The sequence below is a fragment of the Promicromonospora sp. AC04 genome, assembly GCF_003058225.1.
Taxonomy (GTDB): domain Bacteria; phylum Actinomycetota; class Actinomycetes; order Actinomycetales; family Cellulomonadaceae; genus Promicromonospora.
The window spans coordinates 479,047-501,215 of sequence record NZ_QBUG01000003.1 but is presented as its reverse complement, the minus strand read 5'-3'; the positions used below and the strand labels follow the sequence as shown (position 1 = coordinate 501,215).

The following is a 22,169-nucleotide window of genomic DNA, read 5'->3' as shown; positions in this document are numbered from 1 at the left end:
AGAGATTCGTCCACAAAATTCGCCCGGCGTGCCAGAATCATCCGGCCTGTGACGTATGTGACGTAACCGGCGCGATGAACCAGGGGGCACCACTGTGAAAGCAGGATCCGCCGCGATCGGCTCGTGCGGCGCCTGCGGTGCTGCGCTCGCGCCAGGTGTGGCCCGGTGTGACCGATGCGAGGCAACGGCCGTCGGCTCCCGCCCGGCCACGCCGTCGCTCCTCACGAACCTCGTCCCGGCATCGGGCAACGACCGCGCCCTTGCTGCCGCCGTCGACGTCGGTCTGGTTGTGCTGGCTGCGATGCCTGTCGTGCTCGGCTTCGCCGGCATCTGCCCGCCCTCGGTCGGGATCCCCTTCGGGCTCGTTCTCGTCGTCGGCGTCGCCGTGCTCCTACTGCGGGAGTTCCGCCGTACGGGCGGCACGCCCGGCGCGCTGCTGACCCGGACCCGCTACGTGGACGTGCTGGTCGGCACGCCGCCCGGACCGGGCCGCTGGCCCGGACCGCAGGTCGCGACGGTCCGCCTCGCGGAGCGCCGCCCGACGCCCCTTGCACCGTCCGCGCCCACCGCAACACCGGCCCCGGCGCCCGCCCCGGCACCACTTCAGCAACCGCAGCCGCCACGGAGCCCGGTCGGAGTCCTGACCGACGGCACGGATCGCATCGAGGTGGCGAACACCGTGCTCCTCGGCCGCCGCCCCAGGCCCCAACCGGGCGAGGAGGTCGGCGCCGTCGTGCAGCTCGACGATCCGACTCGGTCCGTGTCCTCCACGCATGCCCTGCTGAGCTGGGACGGCACGACACTGTGGCTCGTGGACCGCGGGTCCACCAACGGCTCGTGGGTCGTGCAGGCCGACGGCGCGCGCGAGCGCGCACAGCCGGGCACACCGCTCGCCGCCCCATCAGGCTGCACGGTGCAGCTCGGCAACCGCTCCTTCCGCGTGGAGGTGCCATGACCGCCCAGGCCCCCGCCGCGCCCCACCCCTTGATCAGCTTCGTGCACGACGACGCGATCTTCAGCGAGTCCAGCGCACCCGTCGTCGCGCTCTCAAAGCCCCAGGCGGGCCTGCTCCGCCACGCCACCGAGCGCTCCAAGCGCCTGGTGCTGCTGACCGACGAGCGGTCGTCGCTGACCCTGCCCATGCGAGACACCCTGCTCGGCACGGGCGGAGTGTGGGTGGTCCGCGAGGACGACCAGCAGACGGGAAGGGACGCCGTCACCGGGCGGCGGCTCGACACGGTCCTGGACGCCACGAGGCCGTCCGGACCACCCACCCCGGAGACCACCTCGCCCGTGTTCCTCGGCGAGACGCCCGACCACGCCAGCCCTTCCGCGCTGCGGTACATCGAACGCCGCCGCGCGGCCCCGACGGCACGGCTCGTCACCCTCTCGCTGTCCGTGCGGCACTCGGCGCGCCGCACCACGCTGCTCGGCCGCCCGGCCGAGCTCGCCATCGAGGCCCTGACCGGAGCGCCGCCAAGGTCCTGGGGACGGCACGAGCCCGCCCTCGCCGCCTGGGATCGCACGGCGCTGACCGCCGACGCACGGGCGCGCGCCCCGCAGCCGGCGCGGTTCGTCGTCGCGGGCGACGACGCGATCGGGACCGTACTGGTGCGTCGCACCCGCGACGGACTCGAGGAGACCACCACGCTCGAGCTCGCCGCGGGCCCGTCCGGGTCCGACGCCGCTCGCGCCGTCGTCGACCGGGTACCCGGCCTGTTCGACGCCCTGGCCGAGGAGACGGTCCCGCTGTTCTTCCTGGCCACCACCCGCACCGGGCGGGCCGACCTGCTCATCCCGCCCGAGGCCCAGGACCCGCCCGTACCGCTCGCCATGCTGCTCGGACCGCCCGGGGTGCGCCGGCTCGGGGTCGACCTCGACGAGGCCGCCCGCCGCTTCGGCGCGGTCCTCGTCGGCAAGCGGCGGCTGCCCGGCCTCCGCTTCCCGCTCGGCACGTTCGACCGTGCCGACTGGGGCACGACGTCGGAGATCGCCCGCTGGCTCGACGCCGAAGAAGTGCTGGCCGCAGCGAGCAACCCACCAAGCCAGAGCAACCCACCGAGCCAGAGCAACCCACCGCAGACCGCACGGAGAGAGGCTGCCACCGATGGCGCGTGACCCCGACAAGCAGCTGCTCGAGTCCGTCGAGACCCGCCGCGCGCGGCTCACCTCCGCGTTCCTGCACGGGGACCTCGCCGGACGGCGGAACGCCTCCGACAACCTCAAGCGGCTGGTCGGCAGCATCGTGCTCGCCGCCGTGGCGTGCGCGGGCTGCGCCGGGTACTCGTTCGTGCAGGCCAACCTCGGAGGACTGGGCCAGTGAGCCGCTTCACCCGCGTCACGGTGGTGGGCTCCGCCCGCCGCGGCGACATCGTGCTGCCGTCCGACGAGGAGCTCGCCGTGCTCCTCCCGCAGATCCTCGACCTGGTCGCCGAGCCGCCGGGGCAGGGCGCGGTCGCCCTGGTGCGGCACACCGGGGACCAGCTCGACGTCTCCCACGACCTCGACACCCTCGGCCTGCCCGACGGCGAGATCCTCCGCGTGGTCCGTGCCCAGGACGCGCCCCCGCCCGCCGAGATCGCCGACGTCACCGAGGCTGCGACCGACGTCCTCGCCGATCTGCCCGGCCAGTGGGACGAGCGCGCCCGCCGCGCCACCGGGGCCGCAGGCGTCGGCCTGATCGCCGGGACCGCCGGGATCGTCCCCGCGTACAGCGCCGGGCCCGACAGCGGCGCCGCCGGGCTGCTCGGGATCATCGTGCTGGCGCTCCTGATCCTGGCCGCCTCCGCCCCGCGCGCGATCAGCCGCCGGGAGCGCGGCGCCTGGCTCCGGCTCGCCGCATGCTCCGCCGCCGCGGGCCTCGGCCCGGCGCTCGGTGTCGCCGTCGCCGCCCTGCCGCCCGTGGCGGACCTGGTCGGCGCAGTGCCGGACAAGGCGGCGCTCGAGCTCGCCGGGATCGTCGCGTTCGCCGTCGCCTGCTGCGCGCTCTGGGCCGCGGGCGTCTCCCGGCGCAGCCGGGGGATGCTCGCCGGAGCGGGCACGGGCATCGGCCTCGTCCTCCTCGCCGCGATCCCGATCGGCTTCGACCTGGGGGCCGACCGGGCCGCGGCTGTCGTCGCCGCGGCCGCCGCGATCACGCTGGGGGTGCTGCCCGCCGTCGCGCTCAGCACGTCCGGTGTGCACCGGCTGGACGACGCCGCGCTGGAGGGCGACGCGCCCGACCGGCAGGTGGTCGTCCCCTCCCTCGAGGAGGCCTACCGCGCCCTGACCTGGGCGACCGTCGCCGCCGGGACCGCACTCGCCTTCGCCGCGGCAGTCCTGCTCTCCACGCCGACGGTCTGGGCCCAGCTGCTCGGCGTCGCCGTGCTCCTCGTCGCGGCCCTGCGGGTGCGACCCCTGCCGCTCACCGCCCAGGTCGCACCCCTGTGGGGCGCCGTCGCGATCGCCACGGTCGTCGGCGCCCTGGCCGCGCTGGGGGACCGGCCCACGCTCACCGCCATCGTGCTCGGCGCCCTGGCCCTGGTCGTGACGTTCATGGTCTCCCGAACGCCGAACGCCCAGCAGCGCGCCCGCTGGCGCCGCGCCGGGGACGTGCTGGAGACGTTCGCGATGCTGATCGTGGTGCCCGCCGTGCTCGGCGTGTTCGGCGTCTACGAGCTGCTGCTCGGAGCCTCCTGATGGAGGCCCGCACCGCCGATACGCTCCGCGCCGTCCTGCGCGGCGCCGGGCGGGGCGCCCAGGACGCCGCGGCCTGGGACAGCGCCGTCCGCGCGCCGGTTGGTACCAGCCGCCGCATCACGTTCCTTGCGGCCGACGGCGGCACCGGGACCACCACCCTCGCCTCCGCCGTCGCGCTGGCCTTCGCACACCGCCGCACCGGGCCGGTCCTGGCGCTCGACGCGGCGGGCGGACCGTCCGCGCTGCGCGCCCGGCTGGGGATCGAGGATGTCCCGCCGCTCGACGACGTCGCCTACGGCGCCCCCGTCCGCTCCCTCGCCGACGCCCGCGAGGTCACCCGGGACGCCCGACCCGGCCTGCACCTCGCCGGTGCGTCGGCCTGGGCGCCCCACCTCTCGCTCTGGGCCGACGCCGCGGCCGCCGTGGGCCGGTTCTTCGAGGTGGTCGTGACCGACGCCGGGCGCCGCACCCCGGACGACGCCGCCAGGCTCGCCGCCGAGTCCCACGTGACCGCCGTCGTCGCGCGGACCGACGCCGGATCGTTCGCCGCGGGCCGGGCACTGGCCGAAGCTCTCCGGGGCGTGCTGCCCGAAGCCCGGGTGGTACCCGTCCTGGTCGCGGTGGCACCCGGCGAGCCGCCCTTCGTGCACAGCGCGCGGCCCGGGGCGCTGGCCGTGCCGCACGACCGCACCGCGGCCCGGTCGCTCGGTACGCCGCTGCCGCAGCTCGCCGCGCCGACCCGCGCCGCCGTGGCGCAGACGGCCGCGCACCTGCTCACCGAGGCGAGGTCAGCATGACGCAACGGATAGTGCACCGCCCCGCCCGCACCGTGCGCCCGCTCACGGCGCCGCCGGATCGCACGCTGGCCACGCCGCCCGCCGTCGGCAGCGGCAGCGTCGCCGGGCTGCCAATGCAGGCGCTGCTGCCACTGGTCGGCGCCGTGTCGTCGATGACCATGATGCTGGTGCTGCGCAACAACCCGCTGATGGTGCTGGTCGCGCTCGTCGTGCTGGTCGTCGCCCTGGTCGGCGGCCTGGGCACGGCGCTCAGCCAGCGCGGCAACGCCACCCGTGCCCGGCAGGACCAGCGCGAGCGCTACCTGGACCACCTGGAGACCCTGCGCGCCGACCTGCGCGCCGCGGAGCACGCCGCCCGCGCCGAGGCGCACACGGTGCACACGGCCCCGGAGGCGCTGCTCGACGTCGTCCGCGACCCCGCCCGGCTGTGGGAGCGGCGGCGCTGGGACCCGGACTTCCTCGAGGTTCGCGTCGGCATCGGCGACGTGCCGCGCCCTGGCCTCACGATGCCGCTCACCGACAGCCCGGCCGAACCCCCGGACCCGATGCTGCTCGCCGAGGCGCGCAGTGTCGTGGACCGGCACTCTCGCCTGCGGCACGTCCCCGTGGCGGTCCCGCTCGACGGCGTCGGCGACGTAGCGGTGGTGGGCGGGCGCGCTGAGGCCCTCGGTGTCGTGCACGCGATGCTCGCCCAGGTCGCCGCCCTGCACGCCCCCGACGACGTGCGGATCGCCCTGGTCGCCCCGCCGGACCGGCTGGCCGACTGGCGCGGCGTCGACCTGCTGCCGCACGTCGTGGACGACACGGCCTTCGACGGGCCGGCCGCCGTGCGGCGCGTCGCGCCCGACCTGGCCGGGCTGCGCCGTCTCCTGGCCGCCGACCTCCAGGGCCGCGCCACGCGCGCCGCCGAGGCGCACCGGCGGTCCGGGCCCGGGTCCGCCGACCGCGGCCCGCGCCTCCTGATCGTCGTAGACGGGTGGGGCGACACCGCCCAGCCCGTCGGCTCCCCCGACGCCGCCCTTGGCCTCGCCGCCCTCGGCGTCACCGTGGTCCACCTGGTCTCCAACCGCCTGCAGGAGCCCTCGGAGACCGCGCTCCGCATCACCGCCCGCGCCGGCTCCGGTGCGGGTGGCAACGGTTCCGGCGGCAACAGGGGCAGCGCCGTCGAGCTCACCGTCGACGACCTGCGCTACGGCCTGGCCGGCCAGGCGCCGCCCCCGGTGCGCGCGGCGTCGGACGCCCCGAGCGCCGCCGTCGTGCGGGGGATCGCGCATGCGCTCGCCCCGGTACGGCTCAGCGTCTCGTCCGCCGACGGCGCCCCGTCCGCCGAACGCGCCGCCCGCACGGACGAGCTGCTCGGCGTGGACGACGTGACGCACTTGGACGTCCCGGCCCTGTGGGCGCCGCGGTCCCCCCGGGACTTCCTGCGCGTCCCGATCGGCGTGGACGACGACGGCGCGCCGGTGCTGCTCGACCTCAAGGAGTCCGCCCAGCTCGGCATGGGGCCGCACGGCCTGTGCGTCGGCGCCACCGGCTCCGGCAAGAGCGAGCTGCTGCGCACGCTCGTCGCCTCCCTCGCGGCGTCGCACCCGCCGGAGGACCTGGCGATGATCCTCGTGGACTACAAGGGTGGCGCCGCGTTCGCGCCGTTCGAGGGCCTGCCGCACGTAGCCGGGATCCTGGACAACCTGGCCGACGACGCCGGGCTGACCGAGCGGGCCCGCGCGAGCTTCTCCGGCGAGGTGCTGCGGCGCCAGCAGGTCCTGCGCGACGCCGGCTCGCCGTCGATCACCCACTACCGCGAGATGCGCCGCGAGCGCCCCGACCTGGAGCCGCTGCCGCACCTGCTGCTGGTCATCGACGAGTTCGGGGAGCTGCTCACGGCGGAGCCGGAGTTCGTGGACCTGCTGCTCATGATCGGCCGGATCGGGCGGTCGATCGGGGTGCACCTGCTGCTGTCGAGCCAGCGGATCGAGGCCGGGCGGCTCCGCGGCCTGGAGACGTACCTGTCGTACCGGATCGGGTTGCGGACGTTCTCGGAGGCGGAGTCGTCGATGGTGCTGGACACCCCCGACGCGTTCCATCTGCCCGCGGCCCCCGGGTTCGGGTTCCTCAAGGTCGACACGAGCGTGTACCGGCGGTTCCGCGCGGGGTACGTGTCGGGTCCGGTGGAGTCGGCCGAGGCCGCGCCGGAGCCGGACGACGAGCTGCGCCGTCCGCTGCTGCTGGGGCAGTACAACGACATCCGGCGGGCCAACGGGATCGCGGCCTCGGGCTCAGGGGTCGGCGAGGTGGAGCTCGCCCGGCCGTCGGTCGAGAAGCCGATGGTCGACGTGATCGTGGGCCAGCTCGCGGCCTCGGGCACCCCGGCGCGGCCGGTGTGGCTCGACCCGCTGCCCGCCCGGGTCACCCTGGGCGAGGTGCTGGGCCGGACGCACGTGCCGACGTCGGACGAGCTGGCGAGCGGCGCGATGCGCGGCCGACCGCTGGCCGTGCCCGTCGGCCTGCTGGACGATCCGGCTCGCCAGCGCCAGGAGACCTGGCAGCTGGATCTGACGCGCGCGGGCGGGCACGTCGTGGCGCTCGGCGCGCCGCAGTCCGGCCGCACCACGTTCCTGTGGTCGGTGGCCGCGGGCCTCGCGCTCACGCACACACCGCAGGAGGTCGCCGTCTACGGGATGGACCTGGGCGGGGGCGGGCTGGCGCGTATCGAAGGATTCCCGCAGGTGGGCGGGGTCGCCACCCGGTCCAGGCGGGACCAGCTGCGGCGCCTGCTCGAGGAGCTGCTCGGCATGCTGGCGGACCGCGAGCGGGCGTTCGCCCGGTACGGGATCGACTCGCTCGCCATGCTGCGGGCCCGGCACGCGGCGGGCGGGATCCCGGAGCTGCCCGCGGCCGACGTCGTGCTCCTGGTGGACGGCGTGGGGCTGCTGCGCCAGGACTTCGAGGAGCTGGAGGAGGGGTTCGGCGAGCTGCTGCAGCGCGGCGGCGGGTTCGGCATGCACGTGGTCGCGGCCACGGGACGATGGAACGACCTGCGGGCCGCGCAGCAGAACCTGATCGGTACCAAGGTCGAGCTGCGGCTCAACGACCCCGCGGACTCGACGATCGCGCGCAAGCTCAACGCCACGATCCGGCCCGCGCAGGCCGGCCGCGTCCTGACCGACGAGAGCCTGTTCGCGCAGGTCGCGCTCCCGCTGCTCGAGACCCCCGGCGAGCCGGCGGGGTCGGGGGACACGCAGGCGGACACCCAGGTGGGCGACGGGGTGGAGGCGCTGGCGCGGCTCTCGGCGCAGGCCTGGGCGGGTCCGGCCGCGCCGCCCATCCGGATGCTGCCCGGCGACCTGTCGTTCGACGACCTGCCGGACCCGCTGGACGAGCCCGACCGGCTCCCCTTCGGCCTGCGCCAGGACACGATGTCGCCGGCGCTGCTCGACCTCGATGGCCGGGACCAGCACCTGCTCGTGCTGGGCGACTCCGGCAGCGGCCGCTCGACCCTCCTGCGCACCCTGGTCACAGCTCTCACCGACCGGCACACCACTGCCGAGCTCTCGCTCGCGCTGTACGACGTGCGCGGCTCCGTGGTGGACGCCTGCCCGGACGACGAGTACATCGGCGGGCTCGCGACGAACCCCGTCAAGGCTCTCGAGCTGTCGGCGGCCGTGGCCGTCGAGCTGGAGAAGCGGACGCAGGCGCTCAGCGACGCGCCGCGAGGCACGGGCGTCGACGGCCCCCGCATAGTGGTGGTGGTGGACGACGAGGACATTCTCTCCTCGGGCGGCACCGATCCCCTGCGGCCGCTGCTCCCTTACCTGCCCGCAGCGCGCGACCTGCGCCTGCACGTTCTCCTCGCCCGCCCCGTCGCCGGAGCGTCCCGCGCGCTGTACGACCCGGTGCTGCAGGCCCTGCGCGACACAGGGGCCAGCGGATTCGTCATGTCCGGCGAGCGGGCCGAGGGGCAGCTGTTCCCCGGTGTCCGGGCCGAGCACCTCCCGCCGGGCCGGGGCGTGCTGGCCCGCCGGGGCGAACGCCCCGTGCTGGTCCAGGTGGGGCGCCTGGAGTCGACCGCATCAACCACCGACGGGAGCAACCGTGGCTCGTGAGACCGGTCCCGGAGCGCAGGACTGGCTCGCGGCCGACCTGGGAACCCGCACAACGCGCGTCGTCGTGGCGGGCGTCGCCGGCGGGGTGGGGGCCACCACGCTCGCCGCCCTCGTCGCCCGGGCCGTCGCGCAGGCCCGGCCCGGCCGCGTCACCCTCGTCGACCACACCGGCGGAACGCTGGCCGAGCGCGCGGGCGCCGCGCCGGGCGGCCAGGGCTGGGCGGCGCCCGGCCAGGCACAGGTCTCGGTCGAGTGCGCCGGGGCCACCGCCCTGCTGCCGGGCGAGACGCCCACGCGCGCCGCCGGCGTCGTACCCCTGGTCGTGGCGCCGTGGCACCCGGACGGGCTGCGACTCGCGGACCGGGCGGCCGCCGGGCTGCCCGGCGCGCTCCTGGTCGCGGTCGACGCGGCCTGGGTGCAGCGCCCGTCCCGTCGTGTCCCGGACCGCCTGGGCCTGCCGTACGACGTCGCGCTCACCGCACCTGGAGCGGTGCGCGACGACGTCCTGAACGCCCGGGCGCGCGACGCCGTGCTCGCGATCGCCGTGGAAGCCCTCGTGCGGGCGCACACGGCAGGGAGCGGGGCGGCAGGCGGGCCGCTCGGCCTCCGCCCGATCGGATAGCGGCCGTGGCCCGGGCAACTTGACCCGCTACCCCACAGGGGTATGTGATGGTCGCATGACCGAGGCGACGGAGACCACCGAGGCGGCCGAGGTCGCCGACCACCACGACGCGGCCGGCGCGCACGACGGGCCGCACGGCTACGCGTCCGACAAGACCGGGTACCTCAAGCGCATGCGCCGCATCGAGGGGCAGGTGCGTGGCATAGCGCGGATGATCGACGAGGACGAGTACTGCATCGACGTGCTCACCCAGGTCAGCGCCGTGACCAAGGCCCTGCAGGCGGTGAGCCTGGCCCTCGTCGAGGATCACCTGGGGCACTGCGTGGTGGACGCCGCCAAGGGGTCCGACGACGAAGGTGCCGCTAAGGTCCGGGAAGCTGCCGATGCGATCGCTCGCCTCGTCCGCATGTGAACGCCAACCAGCCCACGAACCGAGGAGATGACATGACCACCGTGACCAAGCTCGCCGTGACCGGTATGACCTGCGGGCACTGCGTGTCCGCCGTGACGAACGAGCTGCGGAGCGTCCCGGACGTCCAGGACGTGAGCGTCGAGCTGCACGCCGGCGAGACCTCGCTGGTGCGCGTGATCTCCAAGCTTCCGCTCGCCGAGGCACCGCTGCGGGACGCCGTGGACGAGGCCGGTTACGACGTTGCCGGCGTCGAGGTGCTCGAGAACGCCGTCGCCGCCGAGTCCGCCGCGCAGGCCCCGGGCCGCCAGGCGACCCGCATGCTGCCGGTCGTCCAGTCCTGATCGGGGCGCCGCCCGCCCACAGAGGAGAACCGTGACCGCCGTTGAGGCACCGCACCTCGTCGGTGAGGTCGAGCTAGCTGTGTCCGGGATGACCTGCGCCTCGTGCGTGGCCAGGGTCGAACGCAAGCTCAACCGGCTCGACGGCGTCGCGGCGACCGTGAACCTTCCGCTGGAGTCGGCACACGTGGTGCTCTCGTCCGAGGTCACCGACCAGGACCTGGTCGACGCCGTCGAGTCCGCCGGGTACGGGGCGCGCGTGACACGGCGCCGGACGGCGAACGGGGCCGCGGAACCCGGAGCCGGCGAGACCTCGGGCGCGGTTCCGGGCGCCGAGTACCGCGGCGATGACCTGCGCCGTCGGCTGCCGGTCTCGGCGGTGCTGACCGTCCCGGTGCTCCTGCTGTCGATGGTCCCCGGGCTGTCCTTCCCGGGCAGCGACTGGCTCGTTGCCGCGCTGGCGCTGCCCGTCGTCGTGTGGGGCGCCTGGCCGTTCCACACCGCCGCCGCACGGGCCGCCCGGCACGCGAGCTCAACGATGGACACGCTGGTCTCGATCGGCGTGGTCGCGGCGACCCTGTGGTCGCTGTGGGTGCTGGGCGCCGACACGCTCCGGCCCGCGGAGGCGGGCACCGGACCGGGCCTGTACTTCGAGGTCGGCGCCGTGGTCACCACGTTCCTCCTGGCCGGCCGGTACGCCGAGCACCGGTCGCGGCGCCGCGCGGGCGATGCCCTGCGCGCCCTGCTCAACCTGGGCGCCAAGGACGCGGAGCGCATCGCGCTGGGCCCGGACGGCGCGCCCCTCCGCCTGCCCGACGGCGGCTGGCGCACCACCGCCGTGCCCGTCGCCGCCCTGCAGGTCGGGGACGTGTTCGCGGTGCGTCCGGGCGGAACGGTCGCCACGGACGGCACGGTGGTGGACGGCGCCTCCGCCCTCGACACCTCGCTGGTCACCGGCGAGCCGGTGCCGGTGGACGTGGTGTCGGGCGACGACGTCGTCGGCGGCACGGTGAGCACCTCGGGGCACCTCCTGGTACGCGCCACCCACGTGGGCGAGGACACGATGCTGTCCCGCATCGGGCGCCTCGTCGCCCAGGCGCAGACGGGCAAGGCGCCCGTGGCGCGGCTCGCGGACCGCATCTCCGCGGTGTTCGTGCCGGTGGTGCTGGCACTGGCCGTGCTCACGCTGGCGGGCTGGCTGGCCACGACCCGCGACGTCGAGGCGGCGTTCACGGCGGCCGTCGCCGTGCTGATCATCGCGTGCCCCTGCGCCCTGGGACTGGCCACGCCGACGGCGATCCTGGTCGGCACCGGCCGCGGCGCCCAGCTGGGGGTGCTGATCCGCGGGCCGGAGATCCTGGAGCGCACCCGCCGCGTGGACACGGTGCTGCTCGACAAGACGGGCACGGTCACCGAGGGACGCATGCGCGTGGTCGACGTCGCGGGCACCGATCCGAGTCCCCGCGACCGGGCCGACGACGCCAACCACCTCACCGACGCCCCCGAGGTGCTGCGGTACGCGGCCGCCGTCGAGTCGCTGAGCGAGCACCCGATCGCGCGGGCGATCACGGCGGCGGGACGGGCCGCGGCAGAGCCGGACGCCGAGTCGCCCCTCGAGGTAACGGGCTTCGTCGCGCACGCGGGCGGCGGCGTCGAGGGCCTGGTCAGGCAGGCGCACGCCGGGCTCGCCCCGGGCGGTGCGCTGAACACCCGCCGCGTCCTCGTGGGTCGCCCGGACTGGCTCGCCGAGCAGGGGGCGACGGTCCCCGGCGAGGTGCGCTCCGCCGTCGGGCAGCAGGAGGAGGCCGGGGCCACCGCCGTGGCCGTGGCCTGGAACGGCACCGCTGGCGGCGTGATCTCCCTGCGGGACCCGGCCAAGCCGACGTCGGCCGAGGCCGTGGCTGAGCTCCGGGAACTGGGCCTGCGCCCCTACCTGCTGACCGGGGACTCCGCGGGTGCGGCCCGCGTGGCCGCCCGCGCGGTCGGCATCCCCGACGCGGACGTGATCTCCCGCGTGCTGCCCGCCGACAAGGCGTCCGTCGTGGCCCGGCTCCAGGCCGAGGGTCGCACGGTGGCGATGGTGGGCGACGGCGTGAACGACGCCGCCGCGCTCGCCACCGCCGACCTGGGCCTCGCGATGGGCACGGGCACCGACGTGGCGATCGAGGCGAGCGACATCACGCTGGTCCGCGGCGACCTGCGGGCCGCCGCGAGCGCCGTGCGCCTGTCCCGGAAGACGCTGCGGATCATCCGGCAGAACCTGTTCTGGGCGTTCGCGTACAACGTCGCGGCGATCCCGTTGGCGGCGGCCGGCCTGCTGAATCCGATGATCGCGGGCGGCGCGATGGCGGCGAGCAGCCTCCTGGTGGTCGGTAACTCGCTCCGCCTCCGCCGCACGACCTGACCGGAGCCGAACCGACCGACGACCCCTACACACTGCGCGGCATCTTCGGCGTGTCGCGTGCACTGTGTAGGGGTCGCTCGCGGCGGGGGCAGCCGGTCAGCGGAAGCGGCGGCCCTCGTCGTTGCGGTAGGCCACCACTGCCAGGACCACGAACAGCAGGGTCCAGCCGGCCAGGACCGGGAGCGCCAGGGCGTAGGCCTCCACCCCCGTGGTCGCCTGGACCAAGAGGTCGCGGCCGGCGCGGGTGGGGGTGGCCTGCGAGATCGCGTCCAGCCAGGCCGGGAACATCTGGGGCGGCAGGAACAGCCCGCCCGCGAAGGCCAGCGGGAACAGGATGATCTGCACCACGGGCAGCGCCGCCTTGGCCGACAGCGCGTACCCGATCGCCATGCCGAGCAGCACGAACGGCACGGACACCCCGAGGATGGTCCCGATCCCGGCGAGCAGCTGCCCCGGGGTCACGGTGGCCGCCGTGAACAGCCAGCCGATGAGGATCAGCGGCAGCAGGCCGAACAGCGAGAAGATCCCGCCGTTCAGCACGCGCGCCACCATCTGCGGGCCGGGCCCGGCGGGCAGCGACCGCAGGAACGGGTAGAACGGCAGCTGCCGGTCCTCGGCCACGCCGAGGCCGTAGGTGAAGAGGCTGGCCGAGCACACGGCGAACAGCCCGAGGGCGGCGACGGCGGTCGTCGCGAGCTCGGGGTTGCCCGCGACCGTCGTCTGCGGCACCACGAAGAAGAACATGGACAGCGACGGGAACAGCACGTTCCCGAGCACCGCGATGGGGATCCGGACGGTCTCCAGGAACTGGTACTTGAGGTGCAGCCAGGACAGCGTCAGGAAGGGCTGGGTGTGCCCGTCGTCCAGCTCGTTGCCGGACGTCGTCCGGCTCGCCACCGCGCTCATCGCACCGCTCCTTCGGTCGTCTCGGGTAGTGCCTCGGCCGGGGCCTCGTGCCCGGCCGGTCGTCCGACGCCGTCCACCCCGTCGACGAGCTGCCCGAACGCCTCCTCCAGGGACGCGCCCCGGATCTCCAGGTCGCGGAACTCCGTGCCGGAGGTGACCAGGTCGCGCACGAACGCGTCCGAGTCGGGGACGAGGTGCTCCTGGCGCACGCCCGCGGCGTCGGTCAGCTGCACCCGGCGCACGCCTACCCGGCTGAGGATGGTCTCGAGGGAGTCGTCCGCGAGCACGGTCCCGTGGTCGATCACGACCACCCGCTCGGCGAGCGCCTGCACCTCCTCCAGGTAGTGCGAGGTGAGCAGCACCGTGCCGCCGCCTGCGTGGTACTCCCGGATGGCGTCCCACAGGGCGGTGCGACCGGACACGTCGAGCCCGGTGGTGGGCTCGTCGAGCAGCACGACGCGCGGCCTGCCGACCAGCGACATCGCGACGGCGAGCCGCCGCTTCTGCCCGCCGGACAGCGAACCCGTCTGGCGCTTGCCCAGGTCGGCGAGCCCGAACTGCTCCAGCAGCTCGCCGGTCGGGACCGGGTCGGGGTAGTGGCCGCCCACGAAGTCGACCACCTCGCGCACGCGCAGCGTCGAGGGCAGGCCCGTCTCCTGGGGGGTCAGGCCCAGCACGGTGCGCGCTCGGGCGTCCCGCGGGTCGTTGCCGTGCAGGCGCACCACCCCGGCGTCGGGCCGCCGCTGGCCGCTGACCAGCGACAGCAGCGTGGACTTGCCGGCCCCGTTGGGGCCGAGCATGCCCACCAGCTCGCCGTGCCCCACCTCCAGCGAGACGTCGTCGAGGGCGACGACGTCGCCGAAGCGCCGGGTCACGCCACTGACCTGCACGGCGCTGACCTCTACCGCACTCATCCCTGTGCTCCCTTCAACAGATCCATCAGTGCCGCCTGGTAGTCCGCGAACGCGGTGCGGCCGGTGTCGGTGAGGGCCAGATAGGTCGCAGGCATCCTGCCCTCGTGCGTCTTGGTGACCCGCACGTATCCGGCGTCCTCCAGCTTGCGCAGGTGGGTCGACAGGTTTCCGGCGGTCATGTCGAGCAGCTTCCGCAGCTTGGGGAAGGCCACCTCGTCCCCGCGGCCCAGGGCGGCGAGCGAGGCCACGACGCGCAGGCGCGCGGGGGCGTGGATCACGGGGTCGAGGTCATCAGGCACCCCGGCCACCGCCCTCCGCCCTCTCGGCGGACCCCGGTGATCGACGCCGGGTGCGGTACACCTGCTCCACCGCGACCATGGCCAGGAACCCGCCGCCGCCCGCAACGGCCATCACCAGGTAGGTGTTCGGCATCCCCGCGAACGCGGCGAGCACCGCCGTGACCAGCATCCATCCGCCGACGGCGGACATGCGGAGCTCCTCGAAGAGCAGGCCGCCCGCGATGTACATGAGGCCGACGATCAGGCACGCGAAGCCGTTCGCGGCGATCGCCATGACCTCTCGCGACGCGCCGGCGTCGCCCATGGCGCCCAGCATGACGCCGAAGGCCGTGAACCCGAGGAACCAGGCCCAGCCGTACAGCGCCCCGACCCGGGCGCTCGTACCGCGCAGGCCGGAGGTCCGGGTGATGCTGTGCACGATAGTGAACACCACCGCGCCGACGATGCACCCGGCGAGCACCCAGCCGGCCCAGCCCTCGGGGGATCCCGTGTCGCGGGCCGTGGACCACATGGCCAGGTACCCGATCAGCCACGCGAGGCCCCACGCGCCGAACAGCACGCGACCGTCCGGTTCGGTGGCGTCCCGCGCCGCCTCCTGCTGCTGCCGGATCATCCGCAACATCTCGGCGGGGTCGAGGCCCGCGGGGTCGCCGGGGTGCTCCGGTTCCGTCGGTTTGCCCGACGTCGGATCGTTCGCCATGGTGAACTCCTCGCCTCTCAAACTGGTTTGCCCTGCAAACCAGTTTGCCGGAAGGCGGCACCAACCACAAGGGGTTTCCGTGAGAGGCCGCCGCCGCGCTCGCGCTACCTGGCCATGCGCAGAGCCGTACCGCCCGGTTTACTATCACGAACGATAGAATCGTCGATGATAGTAATCCCGGGCATCGGCGCTCGGCCGGGCCTTGCGGCTCGCTGTCGACCGAGCAATTCTCCCGCCCGCCGGCACCGTCAGGCAGAGGCGAGAAGCACAAGATCCTCCGTGGGCGCTAACGCTCGCGCGCGCAGGATGTGCGAGGCCGCGGCAAGCAGGCGCGCGTTCGCATCGTGCGGCTGGACGACGACGCCGAGCTTCTCGGCGAACCAGTCCGACACCGCGGCCCACGAGTAGAGAGAAGCCTTGCCGGCGCCGACGGCGCCCGGGAAACCACCGGGCCCACGGCGCCCAGCAGCAAGGAGCCTGACGGACTCGTGAGTCCGTCCTGAGCGTTCGGCGATCTGGCCGAGCGTGAGCAGGTCCTCCTCCTCGATCGCCACAGGACGCAAGCCAGCTCGGACCGTGTCATGAACCGCCGACACGATCGCATCCAGCAGTCGGGGCGCCTCCCTGGTCACGGCGATGTATCCATGGCCATTCTCGGAACCCGGGGAACTGTCGTCCAGACCCGCCTCGAACAGCCTGTCGTAGTCATCGTCCGACAGGTCACGGTCGAGGATCATCGTGAACTCGTACACCGGCATGTCAGCCCTCCTCGTCGTGCAGATGCCTCGCCACGAACCTGAGCAGGCCTCGCGCGTGGTTGTCAGCGCTCCGAGGCGTTGACCAGATCGCCTCGGTCGCATCGCAGGTCGCGCATCCCAGCACGCCCCAGCGGTGCCCTTTGTGGATCGGCACCACCTCGATGTTGTCTGGCAAGTCTCCGATCACCGCGTTGATCGCGTTCTTGGGATGACGGCCTGCGCTCACCATCCCTATGAGCCTAACTTGCCTGTTGGAAATCTCCAACACCTGCCGGACATGCGAACGTCTCCTAGAGGTATGCATTGCATGATGATCAACGAACGCCAGCGCGCCGGATCCGTCGTCGAACATCATCACCGGACTATCGCTGGATGGCATCCGCAAGAGCGATTTGTTGCGCATACGCAACAGCAAGTGGCGGCAGATCCCGACCGGCCGACGACCTCGCGTCCCGGGCTCCTCCTATGCTTCCGGGATGCGGCTCACGGTGGTGGGGTCCTCGGGGTCCGTCCCTGGCCCGGACTCGGCGTGTTCGTGCTACCTCGTGGAGCAGGACGGGTTCCGGCTCCTGCTCGATCTGGGCACCGGCGCGGCGGGCCCGCTGCAGCGGTACGTCGCCCCCGCCGACGTCGGCGCCGTCGTCGTCACGCATGCCCACGGCGACCACTGGGCCGACCTCGTGGACCTCGGCTACCTGCGCACGCTGCCCGACGTCGGACCGCTGCCGCCGCTGCCCGTGCACGGCCCGGCGAACCTCAGGACGGTGGTGCGGGACAACCCGACCGTGTACGCCGTCACCGACATCTCGCCCGGCACCCGCCGGGTGGGGCCGTTCGACCTGCGGTTCGCCGCCGTCGAGCATATCGAGCACAGTCACGCCGTCCGGGTCGACGACGCCCTCTGCTACACCGGCGACACCGCCCCGTGCGCAGCCCTCGACGAGCTCGCCGCGGGCTGCGAGGTGCTGCTCGCGGAGGCGTCAGGCGTGCGCGGCACGCTGCGCGGCGGGCATCTCACCGCGGCGGACGCCGGGCAGCTCGCCGCCCGCTCCGGCGCGCGCCTGCTGGTCCTCACCCACCTGCGCCCGTGGCAGGACCACGGGGAGCTGCTGGCCGAGGCGGCATGGCACGCGAGCTGCCCCGTCGTGCTCGCCGCCCCCGGATTAAGCCTGGAGGCGCCAGGCCCGGCGCGATAGGTTCCCCGCGTGACGGACGACGAGAAGACGACGCAGACCGAAGCCACGACGACCGCCTCGGGAGCTCCGGGCTCCGGAACACCGGGCAAGGGCACCGCACCCGCGAAGAAGCCCGAGCCCGCCGACGATCTCGTCACCACGCACCACACCCTTCACACCCCGCAGGGCGACCTCTCCTACTCCGCCACGACCGGCCGGATCGTGCTGCGCGAGGAGGTCCTCAAGGAGGAGAAGTACGACGGCCGCAAGCCCAAGGCCGAGGTCTCGATCACGTACTACACGCTGGACGACGCCGACGTGACGCGCCGCCCGGTGACCTTCGCGTTCAACGGCGGCCCCGGCTCGTCGTCGGTGTGGCTGCACCTGGGCGTGCTCGGCCCGCGCCGGGTCGACTCGGGCGACGTCGGCAACCTGACCGCCCCGCCGTACGGGCTGATCGACAACCCGGAGACCCTGCTGCGCGTCTCCGACCTGGTGTTCATCGACCCGGTCTCCACGGGCTTCTCCCGCGCCACCGAGGGCGAGCAGGCCAAGCCGTTCCACGGCTTCACGGGCGACGTCGAGTCCGTCGGCGAGATCATCCGCCTGTGGACCAGCCGGAACGACCGGTGGATGAGCCCCAAGTTCCTCATCGGCGAGTCGTACGGCGGGACCCGCGGCGCGGCCCTCGCCGAGTACCTCCAGCAGCGCTTCGGCATGTTCCTCAACGGCGTCATGCTGGTGGCCCCGGCCCTCAACCTGGAGGCGCTGTTCGACGGCGAGCACTCCAACCTGCCGCACCCGCTGTTCCTGCCCCTCTACGCCGCGACGGCGCACTACCACGGGCTGCTCGGCGAGCGGGAGCTGAACGACGTCGTGGCCGAGGCCCGCGACTGGACCGAGACGTACAGCTCGGTCCTGGCCCGCGGCGCACGCGTGCCCGACGACGAGCGCGCCGCCGCCGTCGCGAAGATCGCCTCGCTGACCGGGCTCAGCGAGGACTACGTCGACCGCGCCAACCTGCGCCTGGAGCACACCCGCGTCTACGCGGAGCTGCTGCGCGCGCGGCGCCTCGTCACCGGCCGCCTCGACACCCGGTTCACCGGTCCGGCGGACAACTACATCCACGAGCAGATGCCGTACGACCCGTTCATGACGGCCACGCCCGGGCCCTACACGGCGGCGCTGCACCACTACCTGCGCGGCGAGCTCAAGTACGAGCACGACGCGATCTACGAGGTGCTGTCCCGCCAGGTGCACCCGTGGTCGTACAAGGAGTTCGAGGGCCAGGCGGTCGACGTCGCCGACAAGCTCGCGACGGCGATGATCCTCAACCCGCACCTCCAGGTACACATCGCCATGGGGCGGTACGACGGCGGCGTGCCCGTCGAGGCCATCGAGTACAGCCTCGACCAGATGGCGATCCCGGCGTCCTACCGGGAGCGCATCGAGACCCGGGTCTACCCGGCCGGCCACATGATGTACATCCACCCCGAGTCGCGGCTGGCGCAGTCGGCGGACCTGGCGGACTTCGTCCGGCGCGCGTCCAACCGCGACTGACCACGGCCGGACGCGACCGCCGCTGAGCGCGGACACCGCCCACGCTCAGCGGCGGCTGCTATAAACAGGCCGTGCCTTCGAACCGTCGCATCACCGCCGAGGTGTGGATAGTGCTCGGGCTCAGCCTGGGCCAGTCCGCGGTGTACGCACTCGTCAACATCGCGGCCCGGCTCACGGCGGGCACCCCGCTCGCCGAGCAGACCGCCACGCTCAATGCGAGCCGGTCCGAGCGTCCGTACCTCGATCTCGTCTACCAGCTGCTGAGCATCGGCTTCGCGCTCGTCCCGGTGGCCCTGGCCCTGTACCTGCTCAGCGCCAACGGCCGCAGCGCAGTGCGCAGCCTCGGCCTGGACCGGACCCGCCCGGGCCGGGACTTCGGGTGGGGCGTCGCCCTCGCCGCCGCTATCGGCATCCCCGGTCTCGCGTTCTACGCCCTCGGCCGCGCGCTCGGCATCACCGTCGAGGTGCAGGCCAGCGCACTGGACGCGTACTGGTGGACCATCCCGGTGCTGCTGCTCAGCGCGTTCCAGAACGGCCTCCTGGAGGAGGTCATCGCCGTCGGCTACCTGTACGAACGTACGCGGGAGCTCGGCTGGAACCGGGTGAAGTTCATCGTCGCCAGCTCGCTCCTGCGCGGGTCCTACCACCTGTACCAGGGCATCGGGCCGTTCCTCGGGAACGTGGTGATGGGCGTCGTCTTCTCGTGGTTCTACACCTCGCCCAGGTTCCAGCCCGACGGCCGACGCCGGATCGTCCCCCTCGTCGTCGCGCACACGCTGCTCGACGTGGTGGCGTTCGTGGGTTACGCCCTCGTGCCCGCCGAGTGGCGCGAGGCCCTCGGGATCCGGTGAGGACATGCAGGCGATCACCATGGATATCCCCGACCTGACCGGGACATTATGGCTCCCGCTCTTGGCCATCCGGTCAAGTGAGCGCCAACAGCCCTAGAATCGCGAGCATGTCCAACTCGCGCACCGGCCGGGCTGACACCGGTGCCGAACTCTCCGACGTCCCGCGGACGGCGCCCGTCGAGACCGACCCCGTCCGCGTCGTCGACACCCCCGAGGAGCGCGTACGGCACCCGCGCGCGCTGATCTGGATGATCGGGTGCGCGGTCGGCATCGCGGGCGTAATGATCCTGTCGGTGGTGGCGCACGGCACCACGGAGGGCGTCACCGAGGACGTCCGGAGCTTCAACGACCTGCTGGCCGCGATCCTGTTCGTGCCGGTCGCGGTGCTGCAGGGCCTGGTCAGCCTGTTCGCTCCGGTCGCCGTGATGATCGAGCTGGGGGTCCGGCGCCTGGGCCGGCAGATCGTCGAGTCCATCGTCGCGGGCGTCCTCGGGCTCCTGATCGGCGTGCTCACCACGATCCTGGTGAGCCACCTGGGCTCGGACGAGCTGGTGCGCGGCATGTCGGTGTGGGAGCGCGGCACGGGATACGTGCTGACCATCCCGGAGTACGCCGTCGCCCTGACGGCGATGCTCACGGTCGCCGGGCCGGCGACCCGGCGCCGGACCGTCCGCATCTCGTGGAACCTGATGTTCGCCGCCCTCCTGATCGTGCTGATCACGGGGCAGGTGTCGCTGCCCGGCGTCATCGTCGCGCTGCTGCTGGGCCGCCTCGCGGGCTCGACCGTGCAGTACGTGTCGGGCACCCGCAGCGAGCGCGCCTACGGACCCGAGCTGGTCGCGGCCGTGCGGCGCGCGGGGTTCGTACCGACGTCCCTGTCCCGCGTGCACGCCCTGTCCGACCACGGCACCGACCACACCGCCGTGTCTGCCCAGGCCGTCGAGGAGGGCGCGCCCGACGACCCGGCCGCGCTCGCCCTGGGCCGCGCGGGCGACAACCGCGTGTACGCCCTCTACTGCGACGACGACGTCCGCCGCGACGTAGTGGTGCTCGACGGCGACCGCCAGGTCGTCGGCCTCATCACGCGCCTGTGGCGGGCCCTGCGCCTGCGCGGCATCGAGGGTCGGGCCGCGATCTCGCTCAAGGCCGTCGCCGAGCGCACCGCCCTGCTGTCCTACGCCGCCACCGCCGCCGGCGTCCGCACGCCCCGGCTCCTGGGGATCGGCGAGTTCGGCGACTCGATAGCGCTCGTCCTGGAGCACGCCGCCCACGCCGTCTCCCTACGGGACCTGCCTGACTCCGATGTGCCCGACGATGTCCTCGCCGAGGCCTGGGACCAGCTCGGCCGAGCGCACGCAGTGGGCCTCACGCACCGCGCGCTCACCCAGGACGTCCTGCTCACGCACCGTGACCCCGACGGCAGCCCGCACGTGTGGATAACGGGCTGGGAGCAGGGCGACATCGCGTCGTCGCCGCTGTCGCGGCGCCTCGACCTGGTGCAGATGCTCACGCTCATCGGGCTGCGGGTCGGCCCGCGCCGCGCCGTCGCCTCCGCGGTCCGCGCCCTGCCCGACGCCGACATCGCCGCCATCGGGCCCCTGATCCAGACGATCGCCCTCCCCCGGACGACCCGCGAGGAGGTGCGCCGGGCGAAGGGCCTGGTGGGCGAGCTGCGGAACGCCCTGGTGGAGCGCCTGCCCGAGGCCAGCGTGCAGCCGCAGCGCATCTCCCGGTTCAGCGCGCGCACGGTCCTCACGGCGACGCTGATGATCGTCGCAATCATCGTCGTCTTCACGACCATCAACTTCGACGAGATCGCCCAGGCCGTGCGCGAGGCGAACCCGTGGTGGGTGGCGGTGGCGTTCGCGCTCGCCATCATCACGTGGTTCGGCGCCGGCCTCACCCTGGTCGCGTTCTCCCCGACGCGCGTGCCGCTCGCGCGTGCCACGCTCACTGCCGCCGCGGGCTCGTTCGTGGCCCTGGCCGCCCCTGCGGGAATCGGGCCGGCGGCGCTGAACCTGCGGCTGCTGACCCAGCGCGGGGTATCGATGCCGATGGCCGTCGCCACCGTGGCGCTGGTGCAGGTGTCGCAGTTCGTCGTCACGGTGCTGCTGCTCGTGGGGCTGGCGATCTTCACGGGATCCGGCGCGCTCGTCGAGCTGCCGTCGCCCGCGGTGCTGATCACGCTGGCGGCCGTCGCGCTCGGCGTCGTCGCGACGCTGCTGGTGCCGCCGGTGCGCCGGTGGGGCATGGGCTTCATCGCGCCGAGGCTGCGCCAGGTGTGGCCGCGCCTGGCGCAGATGCTGAGCCACCCGGGCCGGCTGGCGCTGGGCATGGCCGGGAACATCATCATGACGCTCGGCTACATCGTCGCCCTGTGGTGCTGCCTCGCGGCCTTCGGGCAGTCGCTCTCGCTGGTGGACATCGCCCTCGTCAACCTGGTCGGCAACGCGCTCGGCGCGCTCATCCCGACACCGGGCGGCCTGGGCGGCGTCGAGGGTGCCCTGACCGCCGGCCTTTCGGCGGCGGGGGTGCCGGCCACCATCGCGTTCTCCGCGACGATCCTGTACCGCCTGTGCACCTACTGGGGCCGGGTCCCGCTGGGCTGGGTGGCGATGCGGTTCCTGGAGCGCAAGGGCGACCTCTGACAGG

The 22,169-nt window shown here is 73.8% G+C and carries 20 protein-coding genes; 14 read left to right on the top strand and 6 right to left on the bottom strand.

Going from position 1 to position 22,169, the window contains the following annotated elements; genetic code table 11:
* The first annotated feature begins 94 nt into the window (after positions 1-94).
* Genes C8K30_RS11330 through C8K30_RS11285 form a run of 10 tightly spaced genes read left to right on the top strand, consistent with a single transcriptional unit; the run spans position 95 to position 12,354 of the window.
* The gene (locus C8K30_RS11330) at positions 95-955 is read left to right on the top strand and encodes an FHA domain-containing protein (protein ID WP_146197428.1); all 861 of its coding nucleotides are present in this window, start codon (positions 95-97) and stop codon (positions 953-955) included.
* Positions 952-2,118, top strand: coding sequence for a DUF6177 family protein (locus tag C8K30_RS11325; protein WP_108492982.1), 1,167 nt, complete (start codon positions 952-954; stop codon positions 2,116-2,118). Before C8K30_RS11330 ends, C8K30_RS11325 begins: the two co-directional genes overlap by 4 nt.
* Positions 2,108-2,323, top strand: a complete 216-nt coding sequence (locus C8K30_RS11320) for a hypothetical protein (RefSeq protein WP_108492981.1) — start codon at positions 2,108-2,110, stop codon at positions 2,321-2,323. The genes C8K30_RS11325 and C8K30_RS11320 overlap by 11 nt, the downstream gene beginning before the upstream one ends.
* Positions 2,320-3,678 carry an EsaB/YukD family protein gene (locus tag C8K30_RS11315; RefSeq protein WP_158280984.1) on the top strand — a complete coding sequence of 453 codons (1,359 nt, stop codon included), beginning with the start codon at positions 2,320-2,322 and terminating at the stop codon, positions 3,676-3,678. Before C8K30_RS11320 ends, C8K30_RS11315 begins: the two co-directional genes overlap by 4 nt.
* The gene (locus tag C8K30_RS11310) at positions 3,678-4,475 is read left to right on the top strand and encodes a hypothetical protein (RefSeq protein ID WP_108492979.1); all 798 of its coding nucleotides are present in this window, start codon (positions 3,678-3,680) and stop codon (positions 4,473-4,475) included. Before C8K30_RS11315 ends, C8K30_RS11310 begins: the two co-directional genes overlap by 1 nt.
* On the top strand, positions 4,472-8,578 hold the full coding sequence (gene eccCa / locus C8K30_RS11305) for a type VII secretion protein EccCa (protein ID WP_108492978.1): 4,107 nt from the start codon (positions 4,472-4,474) through the stop codon (positions 8,576-8,578). Before C8K30_RS11310 ends, eccCa begins: the two co-directional genes overlap by 4 nt.
* Positions 8,568-9,200, top strand: coding sequence for a hypothetical protein (locus C8K30_RS11300; RefSeq protein WP_108492977.1), 633 nt, complete (start codon positions 8,568-8,570; stop codon positions 9,198-9,200). Before eccCa ends, C8K30_RS11300 begins: the two co-directional genes overlap by 11 nt.
* 55 nt (positions 9,201-9,255) lie before the next feature.
* Entirely contained in the window at positions 9,256-9,612 is a 357-nt protein-coding gene (locus tag C8K30_RS11295; protein ID WP_108492976.1) for a metal-sensitive transcriptional regulator, read from the top strand.
* 32 nt (positions 9,613-9,644) lie between these two features.
* A complete protein-coding gene (locus C8K30_RS11290) occupies positions 9,645-9,953 on the top strand; it encodes a heavy-metal-associated domain-containing protein (RefSeq protein WP_108492975.1) in 309 nt (102 codons plus the stop codon).
* A 31-nt stretch (positions 9,954-9,984) separates the two neighbouring features.
* The gene (locus tag C8K30_RS11285) at positions 9,985-12,354 is read left to right on the top strand and encodes a cation-translocating P-type ATPase (RefSeq protein ID WP_255415717.1); all 2,370 of its coding nucleotides are present in this window, start codon (positions 9,985-9,987) and stop codon (positions 12,352-12,354) included.
* Between the two features lie 96 nt (positions 12,355-12,450).
* Here C8K30_RS11285 and C8K30_RS11280 read toward each other — a convergent pair whose 3' ends face one another.
* From C8K30_RS11280 to C8K30_RS30280, 6 genes are all read right to left on the bottom strand, one after another.
* Positions 12,451-13,260: an ABC transporter permease gene (locus tag C8K30_RS11280; protein ID WP_233257115.1), complete on the bottom strand. Its 810-nt coding sequence runs from the start codon at positions 13,258-13,260 to the stop codon at positions 12,451-12,453.
* Entirely contained in the window at positions 13,257-14,174 is a 918-nt protein-coding gene (locus tag C8K30_RS11275) for an ABC transporter ATP-binding protein (protein ID WP_108492974.1), read from the bottom strand. Before C8K30_RS11275 ends, C8K30_RS11280 begins: the two co-directional genes overlap by 4 nt.
* Entirely contained in the window at positions 14,171-14,473 is a 303-nt protein-coding gene (locus tag C8K30_RS11270; protein ID WP_108493075.1) for a transcriptional regulator, read from the bottom strand. Before C8K30_RS11270 ends, C8K30_RS11275 begins: the two co-directional genes overlap by 4 nt.
* Positions 14,466-15,173 carry a hypothetical protein gene (locus tag C8K30_RS11265; RefSeq protein WP_199230442.1) on the bottom strand — a complete coding sequence of 236 codons (708 nt, stop codon included), beginning with the start codon at positions 15,171-15,173 and terminating at the stop codon, positions 14,466-14,468. Before C8K30_RS11265 ends, C8K30_RS11270 begins: the two co-directional genes overlap by 8 nt.
* A gap of 248 nt (positions 15,174-15,421) precedes the next feature.
* Positions 15,422-15,931, bottom strand: a complete 510-nt coding sequence (locus tag C8K30_RS11260; protein ID WP_108492973.1) for a hypothetical protein — start codon at positions 15,929-15,931, stop codon at positions 15,422-15,424.
* A gap of 1 nt (position 15,932) precedes the next feature.
* Entirely contained in the window at positions 15,933-16,286 is a 354-nt protein-coding gene (locus tag C8K30_RS30280; RefSeq protein ID WP_146197427.1) for a hypothetical protein, read from the bottom strand.
* Positions 16,287-16,407: 121 nt separating this feature from the next.
* On the opposite strand from C8K30_RS30280, the gene C8K30_RS11250 reads away from it, so the two are divergent.
* The 4 genes from C8K30_RS11250 to C8K30_RS11235 all read left to right on the top strand — a co-directional run bounded on the left by C8K30_RS11250 (position 16,408) and on the right by C8K30_RS11235 (position 22,165).
* On the top strand, positions 16,408-17,127 hold the full coding sequence (locus tag C8K30_RS11250; protein WP_108492971.1) for an MBL fold metallo-hydrolase: 720 nt from the start codon (positions 16,408-16,410) through the stop codon (positions 17,125-17,127).
* 9 nt (positions 17,128-17,136) lie between these two features.
* Positions 17,137-18,666 carry a S10 family peptidase gene (locus C8K30_RS11245; RefSeq protein WP_108492970.1) on the top strand — a complete coding sequence of 510 codons (1,530 nt, stop codon included), beginning with the start codon at positions 17,137-17,139 and terminating at the stop codon, positions 18,664-18,666.
* 71 nt (positions 18,667-18,737) lie between these two features.
* On the top strand, positions 18,738-19,517 hold the full coding sequence (locus tag C8K30_RS11240; RefSeq protein ID WP_108492969.1) for a CPBP family intramembrane glutamic endopeptidase: 780 nt from the start codon (positions 18,738-18,740) through the stop codon (positions 19,515-19,517).
* A 107-nt stretch (positions 19,518-19,624) separates the two neighbouring features.
* Complete coding sequence (locus C8K30_RS11235) at positions 19,625-22,165, top strand: lysylphosphatidylglycerol synthase transmembrane domain-containing protein (RefSeq protein ID WP_233257114.1); 2,541 nt, start codon at positions 19,625-19,627, stop codon at positions 22,163-22,165.
* The last annotated feature ends 4 nt before the right edge of the window (positions 22,166-22,169 follow it).